The organism is Micromonospora sicca (assembly GCF_003172935.1).
Taxonomy (GTDB): domain Bacteria; phylum Actinomycetota; class Actinomycetes; order Mycobacteriales; family Micromonosporaceae; genus Micromonospora; species Micromonospora sicca.
Genome location: NZ_QGKS01000205.1, coordinates 1 through 14638, shown reverse-complemented (window position 1 = coordinate 14638; position 14638 = coordinate 1). Strand labels below are relative to the sequence as shown.

Annotated in this window: 13 protein-coding genes; 3 read left to right on the top strand and 10 right to left on the bottom strand. The window is 70.1% G+C overall.

All coding sequences use genetic code 11. The features are described from left to right. Positions 1–5: 5 nt before the first annotated feature. From DKT69_RS13510 to DKT69_RS13495, 4 genes are all read right to left on the bottom strand, one after another. A complete protein-coding gene (locus tag DKT69_RS13510) occupies positions 6–1079 on the bottom strand; it encodes an ISAs1 family transposase (RefSeq protein ID WP_236647850.1) in 1074 nt (357 codons plus the stop codon). A 326-nt stretch (positions 1080–1405) separates the two neighbouring features. Further along, on the bottom strand, positions 1406–2212 hold the full coding sequence (locus DKT69_RS13505) for an alpha/beta fold hydrolase (RefSeq protein WP_109801919.1): 807 nt from the start codon (positions 2210–2212) through the stop codon (positions 1406–1408). A gap of 179 nt (positions 2213–2391) precedes the next feature. Further along, positions 2392–5166, bottom strand: a complete 2775-nt coding sequence (locus tag DKT69_RS13500; RefSeq protein WP_109801918.1) for a helix-turn-helix transcriptional regulator — start codon at positions 5164–5166, stop codon at positions 2392–2394. Between the two features lie 21 nt (positions 5167–5187). Next, on the bottom strand, positions 5188–5625 hold the full coding sequence (locus DKT69_RS13495; protein ID WP_109801917.1) for a winged helix-turn-helix transcriptional regulator: 438 nt from the start codon (positions 5623–5625) through the stop codon (positions 5188–5190). 138 nt (positions 5626–5763) lie between these two features. Here DKT69_RS13495 and DKT69_RS13490 point away from each other — a divergent pair, with 138 nt between their 5' ends. Together DKT69_RS13490 and DKT69_RS13485 are read left to right on the top strand one after the other, a co-directional pair. Beyond that, positions 5764–6606, top strand: a complete 843-nt coding sequence (locus DKT69_RS13490) for an ATP-binding protein (RefSeq protein WP_109801916.1) — start codon at positions 5764–5766, stop codon at positions 6604–6606. 123 nt (positions 6607–6729) lie between these two features. Continuing rightward, positions 6730–7548: an alpha/beta fold hydrolase gene (locus tag DKT69_RS13485; RefSeq protein ID WP_109801915.1), complete on the top strand. Its 819-nt coding sequence runs from the start codon at positions 6730–6732 to the stop codon at positions 7546–7548. Positions 7549–7668: 120 nt separating this feature from the next. On the opposite strand, the gene DKT69_RS13480 is transcribed toward DKT69_RS13485, so the two are convergent. From DKT69_RS13480 to DKT69_RS13470, 3 genes are all read right to left on the bottom strand, one after another. Then, entirely contained in the window at positions 7669–8652 is a 984-nt protein-coding gene (locus DKT69_RS13480) for an MBL fold metallo-hydrolase (RefSeq protein WP_201749657.1), read from the bottom strand. A gap of 61 nt (positions 8653–8713) precedes the next feature. Further along, positions 8714–9235: a carbonic anhydrase gene (locus DKT69_RS13475; RefSeq protein ID WP_109801913.1), complete on the bottom strand. Its 522-nt coding sequence runs from the start codon at positions 9233–9235 to the stop codon at positions 8714–8716. Next, on the bottom strand, positions 9235–10341 hold the full coding sequence (locus DKT69_RS13470) for a hypothetical protein (protein ID WP_146231071.1): 1107 nt from the start codon (positions 10339–10341) through the stop codon (positions 9235–9237). The genes DKT69_RS13475 and DKT69_RS13470 overlap by 1 nt, the downstream gene beginning before the upstream one ends. On the opposite strand from DKT69_RS13470, the gene DKT69_RS13465 reads away from it, so the two are divergent. Further along, positions 10331–10774, top strand: a complete 444-nt coding sequence (locus DKT69_RS13465) for a winged helix-turn-helix transcriptional regulator (RefSeq protein WP_161557829.1) — start codon at positions 10331–10333, stop codon at positions 10772–10774. The genes DKT69_RS13470 and DKT69_RS13465 overlap by 11 nt on opposite strands. A gap of 7 nt (positions 10775–10781) precedes the next feature. Here the strand turns inward: DKT69_RS13465 and DKT69_RS13460 are convergent, their stop codons facing one another. The 3 genes from DKT69_RS13460 to recD2 all read right to left on the bottom strand — a co-directional run. Then, the gene (locus tag DKT69_RS13460; RefSeq protein ID WP_109801910.1) at positions 10782–11201 is read right to left on the bottom strand and encodes a VOC family protein; all 420 of its coding nucleotides are present in this window, start codon (positions 11199–11201) and stop codon (positions 10782–10784) included. A gap of 17 nt (positions 11202–11218) precedes the next feature. Beyond that, positions 11219–12079, bottom strand: a complete 861-nt coding sequence (locus tag DKT69_RS13455; protein ID WP_109801909.1) for an alpha/beta fold hydrolase — start codon at positions 12077–12079, stop codon at positions 11219–11221. A 357-nt stretch (positions 12080–12436) separates the two neighbouring features. Beyond that, positions 12437–14638, bottom strand: a 2202-nt coding sequence (gene recD2 / locus DKT69_RS13450; protein WP_109801908.1) for an SF1B family DNA helicase RecD2, incomplete at its 5' end; no start/stop codon positions are given.

Here is a 14638-nt window from a genome sequence, read left to right as displayed (position 1 = left end):
CAGGGTCATTGCGTTGTCGGGATGCTGCTGGTCACGGCGGTGATGAGGTCGTGGGGGCGGCGGTTCGCGCGTCGGGTGGCGCGGGCGATGTTGGCCTCGCCGTTGGTGCGGTGGTAGCCGATCGAGGTGTTACGCAGGGTCGCGAGGACGGCGGGTCCGGTGCCGGTCCGGGCTTGGTGGAGATCTTCACGGAAAGTGACGTCCCGGACGTGATGTACGCGGTTTTCGATGTGCCATTCGAGGCGGGCCCAGTGCTGCAGGTCGGCGGGTTGGGCCTGCTCGGCGGGTAGAGACACCGTGTAGTAGGCGGTTTCGCGGCTGGTCTTCCCGCTGGTGGTGCGGGTGCGGGTGATCCGGACGGCCTGCTCGGCGTGGGGGAACCTGATGCCGCCCGGAGTAGCCACGGTGATGGCTTTGACGGTGCGGGTCTCGCGGCGGCCGTGTCCGGTGTCGCGGCGGCGGTCCCCGATCGGGATCTCCGGCCAGGGCAGGGTCTTGAGCTGCTTGAACAGGGTGGGTTGGTTGCCTTTCGTCGGGATCATCAGGTGGGCGCCGCGGGCGGCGATCTCCTCGGCGTGGGCGGTCTGGGTGTGCAGGGCGTCGGCGATGAACAGCAGACCGGTCAGGCTGCCCAACACTTGCTCGACCGCGTCGAGCAGCGGTGCGAACGCGGGGATCTCGTTGCTCTTCGCGCTCACGGTGACCTGGGCCAGGACGATGCCGGTGCTGGTGTCCAGCGCGGACAGCAGATGAACCTGACCGCCGTCGGCACGGCGGGCTCCCCGCAGGGTTTTCCCGTCCACGGCGATCACCGTCCGATACCGGTGCGGCCGGGGTGTGACCGGCCGGGCGCGGACCTTCAGCCAGCCCGCGAGGACGGTAGACAACAACTGATCGTCGAGGCGGGTCAGCAACCGCCATACCGTCGTACCCGCCGGCACCCCATGGCCGAAGCCGAGCCGGTCGCGGGCCTGCTCATCCAGATCGTGCAACCAATCGGTGATCGCGGCGAACGACGACGCCCCCGCGAGGACCGCGCACACCGCGGCCGCGAGCAGGCCCGACAGCGGGTAACGCACTCCCCGTGGATCTCGAGGATCCGGGACCGCCGCCAAGGCGTGTAGCAGTCCCGTTGTCTCACCTGCAGTAACGGACGGTGGTGACGTGCCAGGGGTGCCGGCGACCGAAGACAGCGCGGGGATCGGGCATGATGACATCGGCGGGTGAGGTCCTCGGGGTGTCGTGAAGCCTAGAGAACTCCATGATCACCGACGCGATCTCACCCGCTCTACCTGCCTCCGCAGAGGCCACTCACCCCGTAGATTCCCAGCTCAGGGCACCCACCGATCGACTACGCAATCGCCCTGGGGGCTGGGGTCACCCCCGGCCCCTTCTCAGAGCTCGATCAGGAGGTCTTGCGCGCGGCCTCGACGATCACGCGCTCCACCTTCTCCGGCTGCGAGACCATGGACAGGTGCGCGGCCTTGATCTCGGTGGTGTGCGCGTTGGCTCGCTTCGCCATGTATCGCTGGGTGGCCGGCGGGATGACGTTGTCGACCGTGCCGATCACGTCCCAGGTGGGGATCGAGGTCCAGGCTGGCGTGCCGGACGGTTCGCCCAGCGTGGACGCGTCGAGCGGGCGTTGCCCTGCGGCCAGCATGGCGCCCTTCTTCTTGGGCTCGTCGTTGGCGAAGATACCCGGGAAGAGGTCCGGTTGGATGTACGTGTCGGTGTACGATCCCGACCCGTCCTTCGGCGACACGGTCCTGATGGCCGGGCCGACCTGGCTGCCCGGGTTCAGCTCGGTGAGGCTCAGCAGGGAGTCGCCTTCGGCAGGGACGTACGCGTCGACGTAGACCAGCGCCTTGACGTTGGTGTTGTCGCGTGCCGCGTTGCTGATTAGGAAGCCGCCGTACGAGTGTGCGACGAGGACGACCGGGCCGTCGATGGTGGCGAGGAAGTCGCCCAGGTACTTCGAGTCGCTGGCGACGCCGCGCAGGGGGTTGGCTACCACGTCGACGGTGTAGCCGTCGTGCTGGAGGCGCTCGGTGACGCCGCTCCACGTGGAGCCGTCGGCCCATGCGCCGTGGACCAGCACCACGGTCGGCTTGGGGCCACTGGCGGTCGAGGCGGCCGCGACACCGGGGACCAGCGCGGCGACACCACCGGCCAGGGCGAGGCCGAGGGCGGCATTGCGTAGGGAGAGTTTCATCGTGGTCCTTATCGCGAGTGGGCGCCGTGCTCGGCGCCGCGTCTTCGCAGAACACCAGCCTCGGCCGGGGACCGGACCCTCGAAACAGATCACCTGCCCGGGCGCCGGTCGCCGCGTACCGGGCGAGAGCCTCACCCGAACAGATCAGCGGGACCACGTTCCCGCAGCTCGGAATGCTTCTAGCGGCCCAGTTCGGGCAGCGGTACGACGGCTGTGTCGTCGGCCACATCGAAGGATTTCGGCATGGTGTGCATGGCGTTGGCGAGCTGCACCCGGGAGCGGACGCCGAGCTTGGCGAAGACGGCCCGCAGGTGGGTGGCTACGGTGTTGGGCGAAAGGTCCAGCTCCGCGCCGGCCTGCCGGTTGGTGCGGCCGGCGCCGATCAGCCGGGCCACCCGCAATTCGCTGTCGGTCAGCGCGCCCCAGCCGCTGACCGGCCGGGCCGGGGCCGCCGCCCAGGGCTTGCGGCGGCTGCCCGCCGCCTGCAGGCCACGTTGCAGCGCACCCAGGGCCGGCTTGTTGCCGGCCTTGTCGAAGAAGTGCCACGCGTCGCCGAGCTGGTCGACGGCCTCCCGGTGCTCGCCGGCGTCGAGCAGAGCGAAACCGTGGTCGACCAGCGCGCTGGCCAGCAGCATCGGCCGGGGGCTCGCGCGCAGGATCTCGACCGCCTGGGCGAGGAGTGACAGGTCACCCTCGACGACGCCGCGCACCTGCACCGCCAGTCCCGCGAAGCTGCGCACGCCCGGATTGCGCTCGGCGCCGATGGCGGCCAGCGCCACCGCCTCGGCGACGAACTCGGCGTCGCCGGCCGCGAGGCCGATCTGCGTGAAGACCCGCATCCACCCCGGCCACCAGGGCCAGTAGCTGCGGGACTCCCGCGCGGCCATCAGGTGCGGCTTCAGGATGCGTACGCTTTCCGCGACCTCGCCGCGCGCCGAGGCGAGCCAGCCCCGCATGAGCACCAGGCCCGGCATCCGCACGTCGTCGTCGGCCTGGCTGTGCCGCTCGGCGGGGGCCAGGTACTCGTACGCCTTGTCCAGGTCGCCGCGGCCGAGAGCGATGGAGCTGAGGATCATCCAGGCTTCGATCGCGTACGCGTGGTTGCCCAGGTCGTCGCCGAGGCGCACCAGGGTGAGGGCGTCGGCCTCGGCGTCGTCGAAGCGGCTCAGGTTGAAGTCCTGCCACATCTGGGCGAACAGCACGGACGGCGGCAGGGTGTCGCTGTGCCGGGCGGCGGCGAGCAGTTCCTCGGCCTCGTCGTAGCGGTCCAGCAGCTGCAGCGCGGTGATCTCCTCGCCGAGGTAACGGGTGCCGGCCAGCTCCCGCAGGCGGCGGAACTGGGTGAGCGCGTCAGCGTGCCGGCCCTCGTTGCGGGCGACCTCGCCGAGGACCTCGGTGGCGAGCTCCTCGGCGAGCCGGTCGTCGAGCCGCACCGCCTCGGTCAGCGCGGCCCGGGCGGCGGCCAGCGCGAGCGCGGCCGGCTCGGTGCGGGTCATGGTCAGCGCCTCGACAGCGGTCAGCCGGGCTCGTAGATTCTCGGAGACCCCGGGTAGCGCGAGGGTCTCCCGGATACGCCGCACCATGTCGGCGAGTCGCCCCATGGGCCAGAGAGCGCGGGCGATCTCGAGCTGGATCCGAGCCTTGCCGTCGACGCTGGGCGTCTCGGCCAGCACCCGGTCGGCGGTGCTGATCGCCTCGGCCGGACGCTGAGCGCGCACCAGGGCTTCCACAGCTTGAAGCCCGACCCCGCACCGTTCCCGATCGGCCGGGTCGAGCAGGCACAGGGCCTTACGAAGCAGGTCTCCGGCTGTCTCCGGCGGGCTCTGGGCAGCGGCCTGCCGGAGCACCTCGACAGCCTCTCGGTCGCCTTGCACGGCGCAGGCCTGCACGTGCGGCGCCGCGGCGATCGGCCCATGACCGGACGTCAGCAGGTAATGCCAGCAGCGCCGGTGCAGCGACCGCCGGTGCGAGGGCAACAGGTCGGCGTAGACCGACTCGCGAACCAAGTCGTGCCGGAACGCGACGCGCGCCTCGGCCTCGACCATCAGCCCGGTGGCGACGACCAGCTCGAGCCATCCGGTCCGGAGCGGCTCGGTGGCCAGCCGTGGGGCATCCTCGACCGGCAGCGGCCGGCCGAGGACCGCGGCGAGCTGCACGAGCTCGCTCACGTCGGCCGACAGCGCGGCCATCCGGCGCCGGGTACTGGTGATCAACCCGGCGGGGACGCCGCCCTCCATCCGGCCGTCGGTCTTCTCCCGAGCGAGCCCGTCGAGCAGTTGCACAGTCAGGAAGGGGTTGCCGCCGACCCCGCGCAGCAGCTCGTACGCCCGGCCGGTGGGCAGCTCGCCGAGATGCGCGACGGCCATCTGCTCGATGTCGGATGATGCCAGCGGCCCGAGCTCCAGCCGGTGCACGTGGACGCCGTCCACGGCGGAAGAGGTCAGCTCGTCGATCGCGGGCCCGTGCGCCTCGCGGCTGGTCAGCAGCCAGACCACCGGAGAGCCGGCAAGCCTTCCGGGCAGGATGCGCAACGCGAAGCGGCTCAGCCGGTCGGCCCATTGCGCGTCGTCGATCGCGATCAGCACCGGACCTCGTGTCGCCAGTTCCTCCAGCAGAGTCGCGATGCGGTCGACCAGCCACAGGTGCTGGTCGTACAGATCCGCGAGCCTGGTGAATCCGTCACTGTCGAGCAGGGGGCGGGAGCCCGAGCGGAGCGCCACCAGCAGCGGAGCGCCTGGCGCGATCTGGTCCATCTCCTCGGCCTTGCCGAACCCCGCCGCGAATCCCTGCCGGGTCGCCTGCTCGGCGATCGCTTGCAGCATCGCCGTCTTACCGATCCCGGCCTCGCCGGTGACCAAAATGATCGTGCCCTGCCCGGTGTGCGCCGCTGCCCGCAACGCCGCGATGGCCCGGGACAGCTCGGCGCCCCGGCCCCTAAGCTCGGTCCCCGCCATGGGCGGACCTTATCAGTTTTGTTACGAGACTGACTCCCTGAAATGACCGTCCGCGGGTTCGACCTCGCCGCACTCCACGCAGGTCAGGACCGCGCGGACCGGGTGCTGCGCCGGCCCGTGGACGGCGACCTGCTCCGGCCTGCCGGGCATCCACTTGTCGCCCCACTGCATCAGCGCCACCAGCACCGGCAGCAGCTCCTGGCCGCGTTCGGTGAGGTGATACTCGTAGCGGGCCGGGCGGTCCTGGTACCGCTCTTGGCTGACCACCTCGCCGTCGAGCAACGCGCCGAGCCGCTCGGTCAGGATGTTGCGGCTGATCCCGGTCTGGACCCGGATCTCCTCGAAGCGGCGATGGCCGTGGAAGATCTCGCGCAGGATCACCGGCGTCCACCATTCGCCCACGAGGTCGAGGGATCGCGCGATCGAGCAGGGTAGATGGCCGACGGACGAGCGCTTCATGGCCGCACATTACTCCAGCTCACGACGCGAACGGATGAGACCGTGGAGGCGGCCACCGGCCCGCGATCGCCCCGGCCGCGCCACTGGCTGATCCGTTGAGGTGATTCCCGGCAAACCGGGCCCTGATCTGCTGGGGGCATGTTTCCAGGACATGACGGGATGCCCGATTTTTCGGGACGTGGCGAGGACCTCGACACCGCTCTCGAGGTGCTGCACGGAACCCGGGCCACCGGGATCGGCGCGGTCGTCGCGGTCACCGGTGAGGCGGGCATCGGCAAGACCACGTTCATCACCGAGCTCCGTGAGCGGGCGGTCGGCGACGGCTTCGCCACCGGGCGGGCAGCGGCCCTGGAATCCGGCGGCATCGCACCGCTCGCACCTCTGCTGACCGCCCTGCGCTCGGGACCGGCGCCGGTACTGTCGCAGGCCGACTTCGGCGCGCTCGCAACGTACGCCTCCCGCCCGATCTGGCTCGTCGACCGGCTCACCGGCCAGCTGCGGGCACGGGCCACCGCCACCCCGATCCTCATCTGCGTCGAAGACCTTCAGTGGGCCGACGCGGCCACCCGGTACGTCCTCCGCGTCCTCCCCGCGCAGCTCGTCAGCTCGGCCATCGTCTGGCTGTTCTCCAGTCGGCTGCCCCTCGACGCGATCGCGGACGACGTCGCAGTGCACGAGATCCTTCTCGGTCCGTTGCCGCTCTCCGTACCCGAGGCGGGTGGAAACCCCCTGCTCGCCGTGGCGCTGACGCGGGGACAAGTGGCCGAGGCGGTGCGGCACATGCTGAGCTCACTGCCGTCGACCGCCAAGGAACTTCTCACCGCCGCCGCAGCGCTCGGACCCTCGTTCACTGTCGAATCGCTCGGCGCGCTCCCGGACCATGACGCGCTCGCCCGCCTCGCACGCGAAGGCTTGCTCGCCGACGACGGGAGGCGCCTGCACTTCCGCCACGAGCTGCTCAGACAGGCCCTCCTCATCTGAACGGGTTAGCCCCCGCGCGGTCTCCCCTCCTGGCCCCGGGAAGGTCCTGATCCGGTCGGGTGATCCGCCCGCGCGCCCGTCGCGGTTGCCTGAAGCGGCAAACCACCAGGGGAAGGAACCGCCATGCCGACCATCACCACCACCGACGGCGCCGAGATTTTCTACAAGGACTGGGGCGACGGACAGCCGATCGTCTTCAGCCACGGCTGGCCGCTGAACGCCGACATCTGGGACAACCCGCTCAAGATCGTGGCCGACCATGGCTACCGGGGCATCGCGCACGACCGTCGCGGGCACGGCCGCTCCACCCAGACCTGGGCGGGCAACGACATGGACACGTACGCCGACGACCTCGCCGCGCTCGTCGACACCCTCGACCTCCGCGACGTTGTCCTGGTCGGACACTCGACCGGCGGCGGCGAGGTCGTCCGTTACCTCGGCCGGCACGGCACCTCCCGCGTCGCCAAGGTGGTGCTGCGCGGCGCGGTCGTCCCGCATCTGCTGGGCACGGCCGAGGACCCGGGCGGCGCTCCGATGGCGGTCTTCGACCAGCTGCGGGCCCGGCTCGGCGATCGCTCGGAGTTCTACCGCGGTCTCGCCGAGCCGTTCTACGGCAACAACCGGCCCGGCGCGAACGTCTCACAGGGCGTCCGCGACGCGTTCTGGCTGATCAGCATGACGGTCGGGCTCAAGGCCGCGTACGACTGCATCGCCGCGTTCTCCGAGACCGACATGACCGGGGACCTGCGCGGCATCGACGTGCCGGTGCTGCTGTCGCACGGCGACGACGACCAGATCGTGCCGATCCAAGCCTCCTCCGAACGCTCGATCAAGCTGCTGCCCAACGCCACTTTGCAGGTGCACCCGGGTGCCCCGCACGGCCTGGTGGGCCGTTTCGAGCAGGACTTCAACCAGGAACTTCTCGACTTCATCAAGAGCTGAGATCGACGGGCCGGCGCCGCGCGGCGCCGGCCCGCGATCACCCCGAACGGGAAATCATGACCGACCTGCCGTACGAGACAGCCGAGCTTCTTCGCGACCGGTAGCCTCCGGCGCGCCCGCTCAGGCGATGAGCCGGTAGGCCGAGCCGCTGCTGCTCGGGACCCACGCGTCGGGCAGCGCCGCTGCCAGCGCGTGCTGGGCCCGCCAGCCGGTGCAGTGCCCCGGGACGAGAAGATCGGGCCCGGCCTCGCGGAGCGCCTCAACGGTACGGTCGATGATCGGTGCGAAGGCCGTGCCGCCGAGGTGCAATCCGCCGACGAGCGCGTGCAGTCGCGGTATGCCCGTGAGCCGCTGGGCGTGGCGGACGATGTTGACGGCTCCGGCGTGGCCGCAACCGGTGAGGACGACCAGGCCCCGGCCTCGCAGGTTGACCACGAGCGCCTGGTCATCGACGACCAGCGGGTCGGGCTCCCACGCGGTGCCGTTCCAGGCCTGGTGGGCGGCCGGCATACCGCGCTCGAAGTCGGTGGTGCGGTCGACCTCCCCGGTGATCAGGACGCTCCCGTCGACGAGCAGCGACGGCTCGCGCCGTTCGATCACCTCGAACCCTTCGCCGGTCAGGGCTCGCTTGCTCAGGGTGGGCAACTGTTGGGCGGGAGCACCGGGGACGGCGAGCCGTCGGCGGATCCAGACCCGGGGGTGCAGCACCATCGGCAGTGCTCGGGTGCCGCGTTTGCCGGCCAGGCCCGCGAGGCCGCCGGCGTGGTCGAAGTGGCCATGGCTGAGCACGACGGCCTGGATCCGGGTGAGGTCGACGCCGAGGCGTTCGGCGTTGACGACCATCGCGTCGGGCGACAGACCCGTGTCGAACAGCAAGGTCGTCGTGGTGTTCCCGCGGCGGACGGTCACGAGCGCGGCGAAACCGTGCTCGGCTCGCAGCCCGACGGTCGTCGATCCTGCTTCGAATTGGGGCGCACTCGCGACGCCGGCTTTGAACGGGGCGCGGACGGCCCGGTCGTCGCCGTCGAGCAACGCGTCGTAGACGTTGTCGACCAGCGTGGTGATGGTGACCTCGTCGACCGGCGCGAGCGTGATGGGGTCCACGGCCGGCCCGCCGGCCGGCCGTGGACCCGATGCGGCGACCGGCCCGTGGCCGTCGCCGGTGTCACACATCGGTGGCGACGACCTGGACGAGCCCCGTTTCGACGTCGTAGACGAGCCCGGAGACCTGCCACCCGTGTGCCGGCGATCCCGGGGCGGCGAGCAGGGCCGCATCGACCTTGACCGAGGCGTGGGGATCGCTGACCTCTTTGTCCGGCAGCCGGTCGGCGGGGATCTCGAAGTACTCGGCGAGCAGGCCGGGGAAGGCCGCGAGGTCGGTCATGCCGCAGTCGGTGTGGTGCAGCACGACGAGGTTCCAGTCGCTGCCCGGGCCGCCGCCGTTGGCCTTTCCGACCCGGCCGAGCATCGCCATGGTTTTGAACAGCGCGGGCGTGACCCGGCCGCCCACGTTGCGGATGATCGCCGCCTCCCCGAGCTCCACCCCGAGCACGACGCCGGGATCCACCCTCGGGTCGACGCAGCCGATGATCATCGTGCGGCGCGAGGGATTGATTCGCAGCCCGGGGATGAACCGATGGGTGGCGAAGTCGGCGTTGCGTCGGGTCAAGTCCTCGATGACGGTCATCATGCCTCCTGGGTGGTCAGTTCTGGCTGGACGAGGTTCGGGCCCAAGGCGCCCGTGGTGGTCCGCCGCTCGGTCAGTCGCTGCCGGAGCAGCACCAGGCCGAGCCCGGCGAGGAACCAGACAGCGAGAACCACCAGGGACCACGCGGCGTGGGAGCCGTCGAAGTAGCCGTATTTGTTCACGGCTCGCACGGCGGCGCCGGGCGGAAGGATCGCGGAGACCGCCTGCGCCCACCGGGGAAGCAGGTCGTATCCGATGGTCGCTCCGCTGGTCGCGTTGCCGACGGTGGTGAGGATCAGCACGGCCAGGCCGATGCCGGCCGGTCCGAGCCACGCCCCCAGGGCTTTGGTGCTGAAGGCACTGGCGAGCGAAAGGAGAGTGAGGGAGAGCGCCAGCAGCGGGAACGGCGCCGTCAGTGAGCCGTAGATCGGGCCGGCGATGGCGGCCGCGCCGAGGCCGATCGCGACCGCGAACCCGGCCATGGCGTACAGCCGGTGACGAAGGCGCACCTTTGCGGCAGCGCCCGTGAGGCCCTGCGCGAGAACGAACGAGGAGAGGGTGACGCCGAAGACGACGTAGAAGGCCGACAGACCGCGGCTGTCGTAGTCCGCCAGGGGCGCGATGTCGGTTTCCTGCACGGTGAATCCGGCGTGGGCGGCCAGGCCGGAGACGAGCTTCCGGGCGGCGCCGCTCTCACTGAAGCCGCTGGCCCCGGCGTACTCGAAACGCAGTGTCGTCGGCGAGGTGGCACCGAGAACACCGATGGCGTCTCCGTCACGCGTTATGGCGGCGCCGTCCTGGATGCTCGCGACCTCGGTGACCTCGACGGAGTCTCCCAGGCCGGACTGAGCCGCGGTCGCGAGCTGGGACCCGACCACTGCGATGGGCAGGTGCTGGGGCGTGGGATCCCGCTGAAGCCCGACGTAAAGAGCGATGAACGCGCCGCCAATGATCAATCCGGTGATGACCAGGGCCAGCCAGGCCGCGTGCTCGGTGGTCCGGGGCCTGGTGGGGCTTGGATCGGGTAACGACATGAGGGCTTCCTCGACTAGAGTGGTTTGAATGTCCAACCAAAAGAAGGCTACCGCATCTGGTTTGAAAATCAAACCGCCTCGGGATGCGCTGTCCGTCGCCCTCGACGCGGTCAACGACCGGTGGTCGCTGCACATCGTGCGAGCGCTGGCGTTCGGTGCCTCGCGGTACACCGAGATCCTGAGAGCCGTCGGGGCGCCGAGAGACATCCTTTCCTCGCGGCTACGCAAGCTCACCGAATCCGGGATCCTGCGTCCCCGGTCGGCGGAGGACGGCGCGACCGCGGGGTACGAACTCACCCAGAAGGGCAAAGACCTCGGGCAGGTCATCCTCGTGCTCAAACGATGGGGCGACACCTACCGCGAGGACGACGTGCCGCCGGTCGACTTCATCCACGACGTCTGCGGCCAGGTGTTCGTCGCCGAGGTGCTCTGCCAGGCATGCGGCAGGCCCATCCGCTCAGGGGAGTTCTCCCTCGCCCACGAACCCGGCGACTGCCCCGCCTGAGTCACGGTCAGGCGGGTCCGGCCGGTGTCACGTTCACCAGCCAGGCAATGCCGTACTTGTCGACGCATCGGCCGAAGAGCGCACCCCATGGCGACCTGGCGAGCGGCGTCGTCACTGTGCCGCCCGCGGAGAGCCCTTCCCAGTAGCCGGTGACCTCTGCCTCGTCGTCACCGCCCAAGGCGACCGAGAAGGCACCCGCGGGGGCGCCGTCCGGAGGCGTCGTCGTGTCCGCGGCGAACAGCACTGTTCCGGTCGCCCCCTTGAGCATCGAGTGGGCGACCAGGTCGTCCTGTGAGGAGTCCTGCGCCGAGCGCATGTCCGCGAACGTCGCGATCTCCAGATCACCCCCGAAGACCGACTGATAGAACGTCATCGCCTCGCGGGCGTCGCCGTTGAAGCTCAGGTACGGGCTGATACGAGTGGGCATCTCGAACCTTTCCAGTGTCAGACGCTGGTGAGTACGGCGGCGACGGCGGCCGGCTGATCCCATTGCGGCCAGTGCGCCGCATCCTGGAACGTGTGCCGCTCGGCCCGTTCGAACAGAGACTGGAGATGCTTAGCGACGCCGGGGTTGAAGAAGGGGTCGTGCACGCCGAAGGCCACGACAACCGGAACATCCAGCTTGGCCAGGTCGCCCGCCGCGATGCGCGCCTCCTGCAAGCCGATATCGGTGAACAGTTCGGCGGTCCAGGCCCGGACGGACGCGATCGAGTCCGGCTGCCCCGCGCCGCCGTAGAACTGCGGCAGGATCGCCGTCGCTCCCACACCCTCGGGGTCGGTCGGCCCACGATTCAATCGCCGGTCGGTGAAGTTGAGCATCCAGCCCAGAATCTTCGGGTCGGCGAGGACCGCGTCGGCCAGCGGCGTGAAAGCTGGATCCGCGAGCAGCCGGATGAACTCGGGAAAGCCGAGTGTGGGCGATTCGCCGAAATAGGTGTTCAGAAGCACGAGCCGGCTGACCCGCTCCGGGTTGCTCAACGTGTAGTTGATGACAACGGGGCCGCCGGAGTCATGCCCAACCAGAACGGGCCGGTCGAGGGCCAGGCCGTCGATGACCTTGGCGAGTTCGCCCTCCCGCTGGCCCGGATTGAGCGGCCAGGCCGCTTCACGCCCCGATCGGCCGTACCCGAGGAAGTCGAAGGTGACCACGTGCCGTCCGGCGAGCTCCGGCAGCAGGCGCCGGTAAATCCGTGAGTCGTCGGGGTAGCCGTGCGTCATCACGATCGCGGGACCCACGCCGGGGTACTCGTTGACCTGCAGATGACCCTTGGTTGTCTCTATCCGGTGCTCGATCTCTGAACTCATGATGCCTCCGTCGGTACTGCGGCACGGGCCGCGCGGCTGCTCCGGCTCCAGCCAATCGCGTCCCGCACGCTGGCGAATCACCTGAAGGAATCAGCGCGGGAGCCCGCACGGCCGGGCCAGCCACCGCGGAGGTCACCTGTTCGTATTAGTACTGCAACCCGGTGTTGCGACCGGTGCTGAGCTGGCTCGTCGACTGGTCGTGTTGGGTTTCCGAGGCTGTAGGGGCGTAGCGATGGGGCTTGGATGACTTGTTCGCGGAGGTGGCGGGTCGATTTGCTCGGGTGCAGCCACGCCGGTATGTGGCCGCGTATCTGGGTGATCCGGGTGGTCTCCTGATCGCCGTTCGACTGGCTGGTGTCAGATGATTCGGTGGTCGAGGGCGGTGTGGCGGCGTCCGGCGCCGACGGTGCGGACGGCGGCGGCGAGGGCGCGGCGGGAGCCGACGAGGACGACGAGTTGCTTGGCGCGGGTGACGGCGGTGTAGAGCAGGTTGCGTTGCAGCATCATCCACGCGCTGGTGGTCAGGGGGATGACCACTGCGGGGTATTCGGAGCCTTGGGAGCGGTGGATCGTGATGGCGTAGGCGTGGGCGAGTTCGTCGAGTTCGTCGAAGTCGTAGTCGATGCTCTCGTCCTCGTCGGTGCGCACGGTCAGGGTCTGCTCCTCGGCGGACAGGGCGGTGACGACGCCGACGGTGCCGTTGAACACGCCGGCTTGGCCTTTGTCGTAGTTGTTGCGGATCTGGGTGACCTTGTCGCCGATCCGGAACACCCGTCCGCCCATCCGCCGTTCCGGTTGCCCGTCGCGGGCGGGGGTGAGGCGCTGTTGCAGCAGCCCGTTGAGGGCGCCCGCGCCGGCGGGTCCGCGGTGCATGGGGGTGAGGACCTGGACGTCGCGGCGGGGGTCGAGGCCGAAGCGCGCGGGGATGCGGGTGCAGGCGACGTCGACGGTCAGGGCGGCGGTGGCGTCGGTGTCGTCGCAGGCGAACAGGAAGAAGTCGCTCAGCCCTTGTAGGAGGGGTGGTTTGCCGGCGTTGATGCGGTGGGCGTTGGTGACGACGCCGGACTGGGCGGCCTGTCGGAAGATCTGCGTCAGCCGCACCCGGGGGATGGCCGGGGCGGTGAGGAGGTCGCGCAGGACTTCGCCGGCGCCGACGGAGGGGAGTTGGTCGACGTCGCCGACGAGGAGCAGGTGCGCGCCGGGTGGGACGGCCTTGACGAGCTTGTTGGCCAGGATGAGGTCGAGCATGGAGGCCTCGTCGACGACCAGGAGGTCGACGTCGAGGGGGTTGTCCCGGTCGTAGGTGGCTTCGCCGCCGGGGCGCAGCTGCAGCAGCCGGTGCACGGTGGCGGCGGGATGGCCGGTCAGCTCCGACAGGCGCTTCGCGGCGCGGCCGGTCGGGGCGGCGAGGGTCACCTTGGCCTTCTTCGCGGCGGCGAGTTCGACGATCGACCGGACGGTGAAGCTTTTGCCGCAGCCGGGGCCGCCGGTCAGCACGGCGACCTTGGAGGTGAGCGCGAGCCGGACCGCCTGCTCCTGCTCCGCGGCCAGGTCAGCGCCGGTGCGGGCCTTCAACCAGGTGAGGGCTTTGTCCCAGTTGACGTCGGTGAAGTGAGGCAGCCGGTCGGCGCGGACTCCCAGCAGCCGCTGCAGCGCTGCGGCCAGGGACTGCTCGGCGCGGTGGAACGGCACCAGGTACACCGCCGGCACCGGCTCGCCGCCTGGGCCGGGCAGCACCTCGCGGACCACGCCCTCCTCGGCGATCAGGTCGTCGAGGCAGCCGGCGACAAGGTCGCCGGGCACGTTCAGGATCTTCGTGGCGTCGGCGATGAGCTGTGGGGCGGGCAGGTAGCAGTGGCCGGAGTCGGTGGCCTCCGACAGGGTGTGCTGCAGGCCGGCCTTGACCCGCTGTGGGCTGTCGTGCGGGATGCCGACGGCCTGGGCGATGGTGTCGGCGGTCTTGAAGCCGATGCCCCACACGTCGGCCGCCAACCGGTACGGCTCGTTGCGCACCACCGAGATCGACGCGTCTGCGTACTTCTTGAAGATCCGCACGGCCAGGGACGTGGACACCCCGACGCCTTGCAGGAAGACCATCACCTCCTTGATGGCCTTCTGCTCTTCCCACGCCGCGGTGATCTTCGCCGTGCGCTTCGGACCCAGGCCGGGGACCTCAACCAGACGGGCGGGTTCCTCCTCGATGACCCGGAGAGTGTCGAGGCCGAAGTGGGCGACGATCCGCTCGGCGAACACCGGGCCGATGCCCTTGACCAGGCCTGAGCCAAGGTAGCGCTGGATGCCCTGGATCGTGGCGGGCAGCACGGTGGTGTAGGAGTCGACCTCGAACTGCCGCCCGTACTGCGGGTGCGACGACCACCGTCCCTGAAGACGCAGACTTTCGCCGGGCTGCGCGCCGAGCAGCGCACCGACCACCGTCAACAGGTCGGAACCGCGGTCGGTGGCTACGCGGGCGACGGTGTAGCCGGTCTCCTCGTTGACGTAGGTCAACCGCTCCAGCACCGCGTCCAGTACCGCCAGGGGCGGGCGGGTGGCTGTATC

What these genes read in the sequence shown, in the direction of transcription:
- DKT69_RS13505 (WP_109801919.1), bottom strand. Translation starts at nt 2,212, where the DNA reads ATGAAACTCTCCCTACGCAATGCCGCCCTCGGCCTCGCCCTGGCCGGT.
- DKT69_RS13500 (WP_109801918.1), bottom strand. Translation starts at nt 5,166, where the DNA reads ATGGCGGGGACCGAGCTTAGGGGCCGGGGCGCCGAGCTGTCCCGGGCC.
- DKT69_RS13495 (WP_109801917.1), bottom strand. Translation starts at nt 5,625, where the DNA reads ATGAAGCGCTCGTCCGTCGGCCATCTACCCTGCTCGATCGCGCGATCC.
- DKT69_RS13490 (WP_109801916.1), top strand. Translation starts at nt 5,764, where the DNA reads ATGTTTCCAGGACATGACGGGATGCCCGATTTTTCGGGACGTGGCGAG.
- DKT69_RS13485 (WP_109801915.1), top strand. Translation starts at nt 6,730, where the DNA reads ATGCCGACCATCACCACCACCGACGGCGCCGAGATTTTCTACAAGGAC.
- DKT69_RS13475 (WP_109801913.1), bottom strand. Translation starts at nt 9,235, where the DNA reads ATGACCGTCATCGAGGACTTGACCCGACGCAACGCCGACTTCGCCACC.
- DKT69_RS13460 (WP_109801910.1), bottom strand. Translation starts at nt 11,201, where the DNA reads ATGCCCACTCGTATCAGCCCGTACCTGAGCTTCAACGGCGACGCCCGC.
- DKT69_RS13455 (WP_109801909.1), bottom strand. Translation starts at nt 12,079, where the DNA reads ATGAGTTCAGAGATCGAGCACCGGATAGAGACAACCAAGGGTCATCTG.